Genomic DNA, 13,213 nt, shown 5'->3' with positions numbered 1-13,213 from the left:
AAATACTCCAGTAGAGGGAACCCCCCCGATCATTTCAGCGAGTCTCATTGAGCCTACTATGCGCTCTACTGCGTCATTTTGGCTACTTCCTAACAGTCTCGCATTTGCAGTCCTATAGTCACTTTTTTAATTTTTCATGCCACCACGATGTGGCCAGGAGTTTTTTATGTCTTATTTTCAAACTGATGCTCATGGCCTGTTTTGCGGCCAGTCACCTTATCAAGAAAAAGGATTTGGCGATGTTGCTGTTGCTCCGCCTGGCTCTATTCCTGTCGGTAAAGTAGCGCTTTGGGTATCGCGCTTGGAAAAGCTGGATATTCAGTTTGGGGATGAAGGTACCGGGGAGTGGCAACTAGTAGATGACAATCGTCAATCTACGCTTTATACCCCAGATGGGCCTTATACCTTGGGCGAATCCTACTTTGGCCAGACGTATGATGGTCTTGGTGTATTGCCTACCTGGTTGAGTGTCGAGCCTGGGCCTGAGGCGGAGCCAAGCCTGGAGCAACTGCGTGAGCAGCAATTGGCGGTCGTGAATGCAGACTTTGAGCGTGCTGTGCTGGAGCTGACTGCAGGTTATCCGGCGACTGAGCGCTTGACCTGGCCCGTGCAGCAAGCAGAGGCTCTGGCATGGTCCACAGACTCATCGGCAGCGACCCCTTATCTGGATGGCATCGCAGCCGCACGCGGCATTTCCTTGGACGTAATGCGTCAAAAGACGTTGGCACAAGTGCGCTTGTTTTTGCAGATGACCCAGCAGTTTATCGGTGTGCGTCAGGGCTTGCGTGATCAGATTGATGTCGCTGCTTCTGAAGCAGCTGTCAAAGCGGTTGTTTGGCCGGGATCAGGCACCCAGGCGTAAGTGGTCGGCCTGGGCGCGACCTAGTTTGCTGCGCATCAACTTTTGTGCCAAGTCTCGCCCGCGAGGGTGAAAGTAGCGTTGCAACATTCGGGTATCTCTATGCCCGGTGACTTTGGCAAGCTCGTGGGCGGGGAAAACGTCAGCCAAGCGAGAGGTAGCCTCATGGCGCAGATCGTGAAACCGCAGGTCCAGGAAGTAGGCTCGCACTGGGCGTCGGCTGTATTGGCGGCACAAGCTTTCGTAGGCTTTACGGGCGCGTAGACGAGCACGAGCAAAGGCGCGACTGATCGAGCCGGGAGTGATATCAAAAATACGACCGCGCAAAGGTTTTCCCACTAGCCACTTGCGCAGGGCGTCGCGTGCGAACGGTGTTAAAGGTACATAACGAGTATCCCCGTTCTTGGTGTCTTGCAAGGTGATGACCCCATGGGTCAGATCGATTTGTTCACGCGTCAGATTCACAATTTCAGAGCGGCGCATGCCTGTTTCGACGGCCAAGGCAACCACAGTGGGCAGGCAACTGGAGCGGGTATGTTTCAGTATCCACTCGAATTCAGAGCGTGGGCATTCTTCAGCACTGACGCCGTACAGACGAATTTGATTAAACAATCGACGGTCACGCGCATCGTTGACGGCGGGGCGTCGGATTAGTTGAACGGGATTGGCAAGCCAGCTATAGCCCCAGTCCTTGCGCGCCACGGTATAGAGATGCGAAAGCAAGGCCATCCGTCGATTGACGGTTGCTGGCGCGCGGTCTTGCATCCATTCGTCGCGGATTCGTTGCAAGTCTTGTGGGGTAATTCGCGCCAGGTTTCGGTTTGCCAGCAAGGTGCTGTTCCAGGCTCGGGTTAGGGAACGCTCCTGGTAGGCCGATTTTTTCAATGTAGACACCTCACTCAGGTATCGCTCCAGGGCTTCTGCCAGTGAAGGGCAGGTACGGGAAAGGCGGCGCTGACGGGTGGCATTCATAAGTAAATCTGTCTTGTAGGCCATATGGCAGGCCGTTTCAACTGTGATTTTCAACAGTTCTTGTCCCTGTGGAGCGGTTGTCCGGCGTTTTTGCGGGTTCTCCTGTTTCGCGATCACGCTTACTCAAGGAAAAAAATGATGTTCGACAACGACGCCGCTCACCTACCCATAAGCACCGGCTCGGCCCTGCTTATTTATGGTTGGACGATGCAGGATTTTGTGCTGACTTTATGGGCGGCTTATGTGGTGATTTTGATTGTGACCAAGCTGCCGGACTTTACTCGTGCGGCCGCGCGGATTGTGGGCGGGATCCAGCGTGCCTGGCGCCAGTTCAAGGAGTGGAAGCATGGATCTGAAGACTAAGCTGGGTGCAGGGGTAGTCTCGGCGGCGATTGCTTTGGTTGCCGCCTGGGAGGGGCGCTCTTTGATCGCCTATGTGGACCCCGTCGGCATTCCGACTATCTGCGACGGCTACACACAAGGAGTCAAGCTGGGTGACATGGCCAGTCCGCAGCGTTGCGACGCCTTGACGGAGCAGGAGGTTCGTCGTGCTTTGAGTGTGGTGGATCGTTCCGTTAGCTATCCCTTGCCGGATGAGGTACGTGTGGCGCTGAGCAGCTTTGTTTATAACGTGGGGGCTGGGGCCTATGCCAATTCGACCTTGCTGCGCAAGCTACGGGCTCGGGATATAGCCGGAGCATGTCAGGAGCTGGATCGTTGGGTCTATGCTGGTGGCCGCAAACTGCGGGGGCTGGAGCGGCGGCGTCAGGCCGAGAGGCAGTTATGTCTATCAAGTCTGCATTAGTAGGGGCTGCTGTTCTGGCAGCCCTTTTTTTATGGGGGGTGCTTTATGGTCAGGAGCAGTATCGCAAAGGCTATGAGCTGGCCCAGGCGCAGACCAGGGCGGCGCAGTTGCAGGCCGAGGTTCGTGCACGCTTGATGGAGCAACGATTACAAAAGGAGGTGGAGGATGTTCGAGTCACTTATCAAACGCAGCTGGATGCGGCTCAGCGTGCTGCTGTGGCTGCTCGCGCCGATCTTGACGGCTTGCGCAGCAAGCTCGCCGCCGCCAATGATCGTGTCGCCGCTCAGGCTGCCCGAGCCGGACATGCGCTGGATGCAAACGCCCGAATTGCCAGCCAGCTGCGCAACGTGGTCGGCCTGTGCGCAGAGCGATACACAGAGATGGCAGGAGTTGCTGATGGATACCGGAGCGCTTTAAGCGGTTTGCAGGGGTATGTGTTGGCCTTGAGGAAATAGGGCGCCACGGATGGAAACAGCCCAGGGCGTTAGCGCTTCGTGCGCTTAGCGTTGCAGGCCTTGGGTTTGATAAAACAGTTTCAGGTCGCGAGGGCTGCCTAGTCTGACTTTAGGCAAGGTGCTTGCCTCGAAAATGCTCAAGTATTTGTGGCGATTGTGTGGGGTCACGATGGCGATATGGCGGATCATTTGCCATTTCACGCTATCTTTACCGCCTTCCAGGGCTCCACGACGGTTGCGCTCAAACAGGGTGCGCCGGAAGTAGCGCAGCAGGCTGGTAGCGGTGGAGACCTCTAGCACGATGAAACCTGTAGCGCGAGCCAGACGTGGAGCCAGGTGGCGCGTGTAGTTGCCTTCCATCACCCATTGTTCTTGCGCAATAGCCGCCTGGTGCAGCGCAACAAAATCTGCTTCGGGGCGGGGCACCCAGTTGCTATGGGGCAGGTGGTAGAGCTGATCCAGATGCACGGCCGGGATGGCCAGCTTGCGTGCGATCGCGTCAGCCAGGGTGGATTTACCGCTATTGGATGGGCCAAGAATGCAGATGCGGGGGCCTAAGTTCTCAAGAAGGGGCATGGTGCAGTGATGGTGTGATGTCGCGCTTGGTAACAAGGCAAGCCCAACACCGCCATTTTAATTAGAACGCTGATGATATCTGCTGTTATGGTTAAGTTTCAAGCCATGAACAACAGGAGTCACTATGTCTGCTTATGTTAAATTGCGCTCGGCCGTGGCGCTGGCTTTGTTATCAGGCGCGCTGTCGTTTCCTGCCCATGCCCAGTGCACGGGCCCGTCGGAGATTGGTCAAACGACGGTTGCGGAGATCCTGAAAAATCCCGTCGATGATCAGGACGTGCGGGTGCAAGGTCATCTGCTACGTCAAACGGCGCACGACAAGTTTCTGTTCTCTGATGGCAGCGGGGAAATCGTGGCGGAGATCAAGGCCAAGCATTTTGCGGGTCAGACTTTGGATGAGAAAACCAGGGTGGAGCTGATTGGCCAGGTCGATACCAGTTCCAAGCGCCCGCCCGAAATTGAGGTGGATTTTTTGAAAGTTATGGACTGATAGCCCTTGCTTGATGCCCCGTCTTTCTGCTGCCTGATTATCCCCATAGGCGCTGCTCAAATGTGACGCTACACTGGCCGGGTCGCGGTGCAGGCCGCTTTTTATTTCCGTGTCCAGAATGGCTAAGATCCTTCCCATCTTGATGTTGGTCGTCTCCAATGTGTTCATGACCATTGCCTGGTATGGGCATCTGAAATATCCCAATAGCCCCTTGCTGAAAGTCGTTCTGATCAGCTGGGGCATTGCTTTGGTGGAGTACTGCCTGGCGGTGCCGGCTAATCGTTTGGGGCATACCGTCTACAGTGCCGCGCAGTTAAAGACCATGCAGGAGGTCATTACCTTGCTGGTGTTCGTGGTGTTCTCGGTGCTGTATCTGAAAGAGAGCTTTACGCTGAATCACCTGCTTGGCTTCACACTGATTGGTGCCGGTGCGTTTTTTATTTTTTATGGGCCGCTGAAATAAGAGCAAGCCTCATCACCGTTCAGGCATAAAAAAAAGCCTCGCATGTCGCAAGGCCTGAAGCCGGATAAATAGGGAGGTGAAAAATGTTATCCGGTATTTCCATACTACGGATGGGCAGGCTTGCTGACTAGGTTCAAAGCATAGCAGTGAGTAACTATTTGTGGCTCCGAATGTGCTGTTTCTTATGGGCATTAGAGGATCTGAACCAGGACAGTTTGCTCCTTGGCTCGAAAAAAATGTCCCTGAAATAAATAGCCCCAAGGTCGGAATCAACTCCAAGCTTGGGGCTATGCGATCACGTCGTCAGTGCAAAAAGCGCTTGGACGACCTTGCTGCGTGAGTTACTTGCTGACTTGTTCGGACTCTACAACCATGTCCAGAACATCGGCCTTGGACGAGGCGTCTGCAGGCACGTTCTTCAGCTCGTAGCGGTTGATACGCAGCACGTTACGAACACCAGGAGTATGGGTGTAGCCCTCGATGTCGCCGTAGTAGTACATCCAGTCACCCGTGTAGGTCTTGACGCCCGAATCGCTGTACTGGATCTCGCGTACCTTCAGGCACTGGTAGTTTGGAATCAGGGGGTGGGAGCACTTCTCTTTTTGTGCAGCCACTTCCAGGAACACACGGGTAGGCTCGCTGCCGTAACGGGTCGTTGCAGTAGGTTCACCTTTCAGGCGCCATTTGGTGCCGTCTTTAAAGTTCAGGGTAAGGACCGGTGCTGGATTATCCGGTGCGGAATCGGCCTTGGCCATGCTCCAGTCTGTCGCTGTAGGCAACAATTTGCCAACGGCTTGTTCGTTGCGCATCAACTCGGGGTCCGAGCACATTTTCATGGTGCTGACTGGCGAGGTAAAGGTGATTTTGGAACCGCTGATGGTGTAGCCGCTGCCCAGAACATTACACAGATTGTCGACAGACATCATGGTGTCAGTGAAATTCAAGGTGACTTGCTCGCCGCCTGCGCCAGGTATGGCGGGGGCTGGCTGGCCGTCTTTGCCGGTAGTGGCAAACAGACGCCAGTGATAAGCCTGCAGAGAGGTTTCTTTATCCATTTGGCGCTCGGAAGTCGCGGTGTTGCTGTTGTTTGGAGCCGCGCAAGCGGCCAGACCCATTAAGGCCAATGTACCAATCGTCAACTTGAGGGTGTTTTTCATGAGTGGTTTCCTTGATGAGTCGTGGGCTGCATTGGGAGTGTCAGCCCGGGGTTGAAAAATAAAACAATCAGAGTGGGGGTGTTCTGATGGAACGGTCCCACTCCCGATCAAGCTTGGGGTAAAGCTTGTACTTGATTATCCAGACTTTCGCGCAAGGAGTTTGGCAAGGATAGTAAACGTGCCAGCTCGTCCAGATACGCGCGTTCCATATAGCTTTGCTCATCAATGACGATGGCACTGGTCAAGTAGATTTCAGCGGACATCTCGGGCGTTTGCGCCAATTGGGCGATGGCTTGCGGGTCAACCGGTTTGAGCAGTTCTTGCGACAGCCAGAGACGGGCTTGTTCGGGGGCGGCCATTTTGCTGATTTCCGCGTCAATCAATTCGCGCTCGGCATCACCGATATGGCCGTCTGCCTTGGCAGCTGAGACCAGAGCGGCCAGGATGACCATGGCATGGGTATCGGCCGGACCGTTGGAAGCCAGCGGTAGCGGGGCGGCTGGGATCGCTTGCACGGGTGTTGGGGCCGCTTGCTGGCCCGCATTTTGTTCCTGCCAGTTCTGATAGACCTTGACGGCCAGGGCACCCAAGGCAGCGGCTCCGCCGTACGCGGCCATGGAACCGCCCATTTTGCGGAACTTCTTGTTGCCCAGCAGGACGCCCAGAACGCCGCCTACCACAGCGCCGCCACCAAAACCACCGGCTTGTTCACTGATCTTCTTACCCAGGCCGGAGGAGTTCAATTGGCCTTGACCTTGTTTTAGTGCGCTTTGGCCGCTTTGCAGAATTTGTTGCAGCATTTGCTGAAGTGACATGGGATCGCTCTATGAAAGGTAAACAGTAGCTTCGTTATAAACTACTTTATTGTGTGTGCCCGCGTACAATTGTAAGCAGACCTGCCAGAGCAAATCGTTCAATAAGACGTGTGCGGCACGGGGAATTTGGTATCTTATGCCAGATCAATCCATATAAGCGCGGCTGCGCTGATATCAAGGGGGGAAGGGCTTAACTGGCTCTGCACATTATGAAATTGACTCGAACTGCTTTCGCTTTGTCCGTTGTTCTGGCCGCTCTGGCCGCACCGGCTCAATCACAGGTCAAGATTGGCGTGATCGCCTCGGCCACTGGACCGACCGCCGTGGTCGGTTTGCCGCAGCGCAATACCGTGCCGCTGCTGCCTACCAAGGTTGGCGATCTGACGGTTGAATATGTCTCCCTGGATGATGCCAGCGACCCGAACCAAACGGTGACGCTGTTCAAGAAAATGATTTCCGAGGACAAGATTGATGCCTTGATCGGGCCTACCGGCTCGCCCAATGCCATGAGTCTGATTCAGTTTGCGGCCGATTCGGGCACGCCTGTGCTGGCACCGGTGGGCGCGGCGTCCGTCGTGCTGCCCATGACCGAGCAAAAGAAATGGGTTTTTAAAACGACCCAGAACGACGACATTATTGCTCAGGCCCTGGTCAAGCATATGGTCGATACCGGCGTGAAAACAGCCGGTTTCCTGGGCTTTAACGATGCCTATGGCGAGAGCTGGTTGACTGTGTTCAAGGAACTGGCCGAGGCGAATAATATCAAGATTGTGGCCACTGAGCGTTATGTGCGTTCCGATACCTCGGTAACAGGCCAGGCCTTGAAGATTTACGCGGCCAAACCAGACGTGGTCCTGGTAGCCGGCACTGGCGCTGCGGCTGTTCTGCCACAAGTGACGCTGGTTAAGCAAGGTTACAAAGGGCAAATTTACCAAACTCACGGTGCTGCGCTGCCTGCGTTCTTGAGCCTGGGTGGCGAGCAGGTTGAAGGCACTATTCTGGCGGCCAGCCTGATGTTGGTCTTGCCTGAAATTGCCGATAGCAATCCGTCCAAGCCTATCGCGCAGGACTACATCCAGCGCTATACCGAGCGTTACGGTCAGGCTCCCGCTACATTTGGTGCCAACGTGTACGACGCTGGTCTTTTGCTGGAAAAGGCAATTCCTGAGGCGGCTACCAAGGCCAAACCCGGTACGCCGGAGTTCCGTTCGGCTTTGCGTGATGCGCTGGAGCAAACCCGTGATCTGGTGGCTACTCAAGGTGTGTATACCATGTCGCCCGAAGACCATAGCGGCTTTGACGAGCGTGGTCGCGAGCTGATTACGGTACGTAATGGCCAATGGCATTTGCTCAAGCCTTAAACAGGTTTTAAGGCAGGCATGGAAAAACGCGGCTTAAAGCCGCGTTTTCTGTTTTTCTTGAAGGAAAGTGGATGGAGGACCGGCTTGCTTAACCGGCCTGGCTGGGAAGGCTGAGCAAAATATGAGGCTCTTCAACTTCAAGCTCAGTTTTCAGGTACTTGGCACCAAAACGGCTGAGCGCCACGATCAGTTTGGCGGGAATGCCATCCAGAAGAATATAATAGTCCTCCTGGCCCTGCTCAATTTGCTGGACCACATCCGGTTGAGAGCGTTGCCAGCCTGCGCCTCCAAGATGGGTGATTCGTTCGTAAGGGTCCCGACGCATATCTTTCGTGACGTATGCAACCTCGATCATTTGCCACCTCATGAAGTTCTTGTTGGGACCTTCATCATTGGGCATATGATGGCTGACAGCCATTAGGGATTTTACGAACCTTGAGGTTTAGACCTTCAAGGCCTTGACCAGATAGGGATCCAGGTCTGGTTGACGCAGCAACCAGTTCTTGTAGTCCTGTGGTACATCGGCAATGGCCATGCCCTTGTGTTTGCCAAAATGCAAAATGGTGGGAATCCGGGCGTGCTCGGAGAGCTGCCACAACTGTTCCCAGGTATTGATGTTTTGCGTCAGGCCCAGCAAGTATTGCAGGAGTGCCAGGCAATTACGTACATCGGCCAAGGCGCTGTGCGCATTGCGCAGGCGCTCGCGGGCGTTGGCGCGATCAATGTGATAGATCAGGGCGGACTGGCTGTAGCTGTCCAGGCCTGGAATCAAGTGCCGGGCCAAGGCCAGAGTGCAAATCCGCTTGATATTGGGCGAACCGGCCACGCCCCAGTCGTAGTCCACGTTATGGCCAATGATGTATTGGGTGTCGGCAGGCAGCTTGAACTCGGTATGCGACGGGCAGTCTTGCAGCTCTTCGTCGTAAATGTGGTGGGTGGCCAGCGCGCCCAGAGAATTGGCTTCGTCAGGCCGGTAGCGTTGCTCGAATTCTTCATTGACCAGCAAGAAGACAGGGTCGCTTAAACGCAGCCAGGCTGCCTCGATGACTTGAGGTTTGGCAGTGCCGGTGGTTTCAGTATCAAACAGCAGGGCAGACATACGGGAATCGCTAACAGACAAAGCCGTCATGGTAGTGCATGTGCCCCGCTTTGCCTATACGGGTTTCAGGCGAAAGCCTTCGGGAACGCCCCAGCGATTGGTGCGTAGCAGCCAGTGGGTCTGGCAGCTCAGGCAGCGGTACTGGGTCTCATGAGCCCCGTCAGGAGAGGGAGGATGCTGTCCCAGTAAACGCAAGTCAGCATGCGCTTGGCTAGTACTTAATCCCTGTGGCAAGGTTAAACACGCTTGGCACAAGGGCGAGCCGTAAACTGACGCCATATCACCGCTCCCTGATGTTTTGTTTCGTATTGACACATCAGTATCGGTTTGCTTACGGATAGCGTCAAGTCTTCGTTTGTGGTTCGGCGAAATGATAGGAAAAACTCTGATCCCGACCGGCACGTTTTGCCTCGTACAGGGCTGTGTCGGCCTGACGAAGCAGAGCATGCAGATCCAGCGTGGAGGCTTCCAGAGTCGCGATACCCAAGCTGGCCGTCATGGTCAGTTGCTGCTCGTTATCCAGGGCCAGGGGCCGCAGAGCAATACTTTTGCGGACGCGCTCGGCCACGGCATGGGCTTGGGTGGCGCTGCAGTCGGGCAGCAAGATGCCAAATTCCTCGCCACCCAATCGACCGCACAAGTCTGTATCGCGCAAAGCCAGGGAAATACGCTGGGTGATGGCGCTCAAGGCCAGGTCACCGACATGGTGGCCGTGGGTGTCGTTAATGGGTTTGAAGTGGTCGATGTCCAGAACAATGACGCTGACAGGAACGTGCCTTAGGCGACATTGAGTCAACATGGTCTGGCTTTGCTGATAAAAGGCCTGCTTGTTGAGCAAACCGGTCAGGGCATCGTGGTGAGCCAGCCGCTGGAGTTTTTCCACTGCCTGATTACGGGCTGAGATCAAGCTGGCACTGGTAATGGAGGCGAGTGCAATGGAGGCAATGCCGATGCGCAGCGACAGCAGATCCAGCGAGGTATATAGCTGGCTGGGCAGGAAGTAGACCGGCTGGCTCAGGGCGAACAGTGTCCAGAGCACATAGAACAAGGTCAACAAGGTGGTGGAAAAGAGCGAGTAGCTCAGGGCGCACCACAATAAAGGCAGGACGGGAAAGGCCATGGAGCCGGGGCCGTCAATCAGCAAACTCAGCAAGCTGGTCAGTAATAAGGACAGGGCGGGTGCCAACTGGGCCAGACTCATCAAATGGGGCTCGTTCCAGTACTCCATGAAACGGCGTATGGGGCGGGCCGGGGCAGTCAGGATGACGGGCAAAATAGCGGTGTAGGAGATCATGCCGGTCAGCATCCAGGACAGGATGGCCAGCGACAAGGCTTGAGAGGTATGTAAAGACAGGGCAATGCCGCCTAGCAGGGCGGAAAGGGCACAGGCCAGCCCGTAGTAGGCAGCCAGGGTCAGCATGGCCTGAGGCCGGCGCAAGGACAGGTCCAGCAGCGGATTGCGGGTGATCAGCCAGTATGCCAGCCCGACGCCACTGACATTGGCCAAGGTTAGCAAAAGGGCAATAGGCAGGGGATTGAGGGCGATCAGTTCGGCACACAGATAGGCCAGAACAACAATGACCCAGTTAAGGAACTGGCTGGCCCAATCCGGGCGACGAATGAACAGGCCCAGCAGCACGGCCTCGGCAGGCCAGAAGATGGTCAGGGCGTCGTAATGGCGCAGCTTGGTGCCCAGCAGGGTCAGGATCAAGACCAGGCTGAACAGGAAAAAACGGGAGAGATAGGAATAGCGCCGCGGCGGGCGCAAGCAGGAAGCCTGCTTTGATTTCATATCCGTTGCCATAGGAGCGCACGCTCGTCGTGGACGCTTTACAGCGTCGGATAAGTTTCAAGCCGCCACTATTTTAGGATGAAAGCAGGAATGTTTCTTGCAAATTGTAATTATCTGTTTGCAAATGAAATAAATACGGGGAGTTGGGTTCCGCTCCCCGTATTCATTAGCAGGCAAAGCCTTAGTTCAAGGCTGGCAAAGGGTGGCGCGGAGCCACGTGATGCACGTCCTGCAGGCGGAAACGGAAACGCACGTTGGCGTCCTGGTTCTGCGCGTCTGCCGTATAGGTGGTGCAGCCGTGTACAGGCGAGCTGAAAATCACGGTACCCGCCATGCGAGGGCCGTTCTTGGGTTGCAAGTAAACGGTATCGCCAATGCGAATATCGGTCTTGTTCAAGGCAATATGCTCAGGGCGCGATACCAAACCGGTTGGATAGATATTTTTCATAATTTTTTTCCTTATCGTGTGGCGTCATTACATCGTTTTTTTATTGAGATTTGATGACACCATGATGGATCGGTCTCCACACGGAGGCCAAGCCATTGCTATTTCAATGTAGAGCCGCGCTGGTCGAACAAATGTCAGGCAGACGTGCTCTGTGGCAGCATGGACAGCGCCTTATTCGTTTGCCAAGCAAATGGACGGAGCGAGTCCGCTACGATGCAAAAAATAAGTCTAGATGTGGCTGTCGTCGCCGTGGTGAATGAATACCCGCATGTTTGGGGACATGCCAGAAGGTCAAAGGGACCTGTTTTGCGTGGGTACATTCAAAAAAATGTTGATCGCACTTTCTTGATGTAATGGTATGTTGGTGCAATCAATCAACTATTAACTCATAGCTTTGCGCTGTTGTCAAGAGTTGGTGCGAAATAGATTTTCAGAGTCGATGTTTCTGATCCACTTCTTTGCAATCAGTCTCCAAAGCAGGGGCAGGCAGGCGCTCAGGCTGTTTTAGAATAGGTCCCTTAACTTGCCTTTTCTGTTGCGACTCATGATTACCATCACTGGCCTTTTTACCCATCCCATCAAATCCTGTGCCGCCCAGGCCCATCCACAGGGCGTGGAGGTGAGCGTTGCGGGCCTGGCCTTTGACCGAGAATGGGTTGTTGTTGACCAACAGGGCGTATTCATGACGCAGCGTCGCTGGCCGCGCATGGCCTTGATTCAGCCAGTGGTGCAGGACGGGCAGATTACTGTGCAAGCGCCTGGTATGGATTCTTTGTCCTGGTCTCTGGATGCCCCGGCAGGGGATAACGTCGCTGTGTCCGTGCGTATCTGGAGTTCAGATACCTTGGGCCGGGACGAGGGCGATCAGGTCGCGCAATGGTTCAGCGACTTTTTGCAGACTCCTTGTCGGGTATTGCGTAACCATAGCCGCTCAAGGCGTTATGTACTGACCGAACGTGTGCGTCCCTGGGAAGAAAAGTCCCAGGGCTGGCGTCAGATTGGTGATCAGATCAACGGTTTTGGTTTTGCAGATGCGCTGCCTTTTCTGTTTACCAATGAGGCGTCCCTGGAAGAGCTGAACCGCCTGGTGCAACAGTCAGGTGAGCAGGCCGTGCCCATGAATCGTTTCCGCGCGAATGTGGTTTTTGAAGGGTTGCCTGCGTACGAAGAGGACTATGTGCTGGGTGTCAGCAGTGAAGGCTTGAGCTTTGCCTTTATCCGCCCTTGTACTCGTTGCCCTATGCCCAATGTGAATCAGCTGACAGCGGATGTGGGTACCCAACCCGGCCTGGCCTTGGCACAAAGCCGTCAGTTCCCGCAAGGGACCTTGTTTGGCATGCAGGCCATGCTGGTTGAATCCAAACCTCAGAGACTGAGTATCGGCCAGACGCTGGATGTGGAATACAGCTTTTAAGCCCTGAACCACACTGGATCAGGCGTAGTCCAGGGGCAGACGGGTCGTGAACTTGATCTGCTCCATGGCGAAACTGGAGCTGACGTCGGTCAGCTCTATTTCCGAGATCAGGCGCTGGTAAACACGGTCAAAGCTTTTGATGTCAGGCACAACCACGCGCAGCAAATAGTCGGTATCGCCGCTCATGCGATAGAACTCCACAATTTGCGGGATCGCCTCCACCACGGCCGAAAACTGGCTGTACCACTGTTTGTTGTGCTGATTGGTCTTGATGGCCACAAACACCGTCACCCCGACATTCAGCTTTTCAGAGCTGAGCAAAGCCACCCGTTTTTCGATATAGCCTTCCTGCTCCAGGCGCTGTATGCGTCGCCAGCAGGGTGTGCTGGACAAACCCACCCGATCGGCAATTTCCTGGATGGCCAAGGTGGCATCGTTTTGGAGGATCTCCAGAATGTGCTTGTCGAATTTATCCAGCATAAAAATAATTTCCCAATAATCTTGCTG

Annotated in this window: 17 protein-coding genes; 8 read left to right on the top strand and 9 right to left on the bottom strand. The window is 54.9% G+C overall.

Annotation, left to right across the window (positions count from 1 at the left end):
* Positions 1–166: 166 nt before the first annotated feature.
* Positions 167–862, top strand: coding sequence for a hypothetical protein (locus tag ACU6HM_RS06835; protein WP_446763553.1), 696 nt, complete (start codon positions 167–169; stop codon positions 860–862).
* Here the strand turns inward: ACU6HM_RS06835 and ACU6HM_RS06830 are convergent.
* Positions 845–1,831 (bottom strand): tyrosine-type recombinase/integrase, encoded by a 987-nt coding sequence (locus ACU6HM_RS06830; RefSeq protein WP_321291415.1) that lies wholly within the window; start codon positions 1,829–1,831, stop codon positions 845–847. The two genes, ACU6HM_RS06835 and ACU6HM_RS06830, sit on opposite strands and share 18 nt — an antisense overlap.
* 24 nt (positions 1,832–1,855) lie before the next feature.
* Between ACU6HM_RS06830 and ACU6HM_RS06825 the strand changes: the two genes are divergently transcribed.
* The 3 genes from ACU6HM_RS06825 to ACU6HM_RS06815 are packed head-to-tail and all read left to right on the top strand — an operon-like array spanning position 1,856 to position 3,091.
* A complete protein-coding gene (locus ACU6HM_RS06825; protein WP_369326638.1) occupies positions 1,856–2,194 on the top strand; it encodes a hypothetical protein in 339 nt (112 codons plus the stop codon).
* Positions 2,178–2,636: a lysozyme gene (locus tag ACU6HM_RS06820; RefSeq protein WP_137430861.1), complete on the top strand. Its 459-nt coding sequence runs from the start codon at positions 2,178–2,180 to the stop codon at positions 2,634–2,636. The genes ACU6HM_RS06825 and ACU6HM_RS06820 overlap by 17 nt, the downstream gene beginning before the upstream one ends.
* Positions 2,615–3,091, top strand: coding sequence for a DUF2514 family protein (locus ACU6HM_RS06815; RefSeq protein WP_446763552.1), 477 nt, complete (start codon positions 2,615–2,617; stop codon positions 3,089–3,091). Before ACU6HM_RS06820 ends, ACU6HM_RS06815 begins: the two co-directional genes overlap by 22 nt.
* A 45-nt stretch (positions 3,092–3,136) precedes the next feature.
* On the opposite strand, the gene ACU6HM_RS06810 is transcribed toward ACU6HM_RS06815, so the two are convergent.
* Positions 3,137–3,667, bottom strand: a complete 531-nt coding sequence (locus ACU6HM_RS06810; protein ID WP_446763551.1) for an AAA family ATPase — start codon at positions 3,665–3,667, stop codon at positions 3,137–3,139.
* Between the two features lie 124 nt (positions 3,668–3,791).
* Here ACU6HM_RS06810 and ACU6HM_RS06805 point away from each other — a divergent pair, with 124 nt between their 5' ends.
* Together ACU6HM_RS06805 and ACU6HM_RS06800 are read left to right on the top strand one after the other, a co-directional pair.
* Positions 3,792–4,157 carry a YgiW/YdeI family stress tolerance OB fold protein gene (locus ACU6HM_RS06805; RefSeq protein WP_446763550.1) on the top strand — a complete coding sequence of 122 codons (366 nt, stop codon included), beginning with the start codon at positions 3,792–3,794 and terminating at the stop codon, positions 4,155–4,157.
* A gap of 118 nt (positions 4,158–4,275) precedes the next feature.
* The gene (locus ACU6HM_RS06800) at positions 4,276–4,620 is read left to right on the top strand and encodes a DMT family protein (protein WP_021446759.1); all 345 of its coding nucleotides are present in this window, start codon (positions 4,276–4,278) and stop codon (positions 4,618–4,620) included.
* Positions 4,621–4,961: 341 nt separating this feature from the next.
* Here ACU6HM_RS06800 and ACU6HM_RS06795 read toward each other — a convergent pair whose 3' ends face one another.
* Positions 4,962–5,777 (bottom strand): META and DUF4377 domain-containing protein, encoded by an 816-nt coding sequence (locus ACU6HM_RS06795; RefSeq protein ID WP_009459860.1) that lies wholly within the window; start codon positions 5,775–5,777, stop codon positions 4,962–4,964.
* Positions 5,778–5,884: 107 nt separating this feature from the next.
* Complete coding sequence (locus ACU6HM_RS06790; protein ID WP_026482931.1) at positions 5,885–6,592, bottom strand: tellurite resistance TerB family protein; 708 nt, start codon at positions 6,590–6,592, stop codon at positions 5,885–5,887.
* A gap of 209 nt (positions 6,593–6,801) precedes the next feature.
* On the opposite strand from ACU6HM_RS06790, the gene ACU6HM_RS06785 reads away from it, so the two are divergent.
* Positions 6,802–7,953, top strand: a complete 1,152-nt coding sequence (locus ACU6HM_RS06785) for an ABC transporter substrate-binding protein (RefSeq protein WP_021446758.1) — start codon at positions 6,802–6,804, stop codon at positions 7,951–7,953.
* An 88-nt stretch (positions 7,954–8,041) separates the two neighbouring features.
* Here the strand turns inward: ACU6HM_RS06785 and ACU6HM_RS06780 are convergent, their stop codons facing one another.
* From ACU6HM_RS06780 to ACU6HM_RS06765, 4 genes are all read right to left on the bottom strand, one after another.
* On the bottom strand, positions 8,042–8,308 hold the full coding sequence (locus tag ACU6HM_RS06780) for a DUF3892 domain-containing protein (protein WP_230940605.1): 267 nt from the start codon (positions 8,306–8,308) through the stop codon (positions 8,042–8,044).
* An 87-nt stretch (positions 8,309–8,395) separates the two neighbouring features.
* Complete coding sequence (locus ACU6HM_RS06775) at positions 8,396–9,082, bottom strand: 3'-5' exonuclease (RefSeq protein ID WP_009455576.1); 687 nt, start codon at positions 9,080–9,082, stop codon at positions 8,396–8,398.
* Between the two features lie 313 nt (positions 9,083–9,395).
* A complete protein-coding gene (locus ACU6HM_RS06770; RefSeq protein WP_009455578.1) occupies positions 9,396–10,844 on the bottom strand; it encodes a GGDEF domain-containing protein in 1,449 nt (482 codons plus the stop codon).
* Positions 10,845–11,025: 181 nt separating this feature from the next.
* Entirely contained in the window at positions 11,026–11,292 is a 267-nt protein-coding gene (locus tag ACU6HM_RS06765) for a hypothetical protein (protein WP_009455580.1), read from the bottom strand.
* 544 nt (positions 11,293–11,836) lie between these two features.
* Here ACU6HM_RS06765 and ACU6HM_RS06760 point away from each other — a divergent pair.
* Complete coding sequence (locus ACU6HM_RS06760) at positions 11,837–12,706, top strand: MOSC domain-containing protein (RefSeq protein ID WP_446763549.1); 870 nt, start codon at positions 11,837–11,839, stop codon at positions 12,704–12,706.
* An 18-nt stretch (positions 12,707–12,724) separates the two neighbouring features.
* Here ACU6HM_RS06760 and ACU6HM_RS06755 read toward each other — a convergent pair whose 3' ends face one another.
* Positions 12,725–13,186, bottom strand: a complete 462-nt coding sequence (locus ACU6HM_RS06755) for an Lrp/AsnC family transcriptional regulator (protein ID WP_009455584.1) — start codon at positions 13,184–13,186, stop codon at positions 12,725–12,727.
* Positions 13,187–13,213: the final 27 nt, after the last annotated feature.

It is taken from the genome of Alcaligenes sp. RM2 (assembly GCF_052931795.1).
This window is presented reverse-complemented; position numbering and strand designations above follow the sequence as displayed.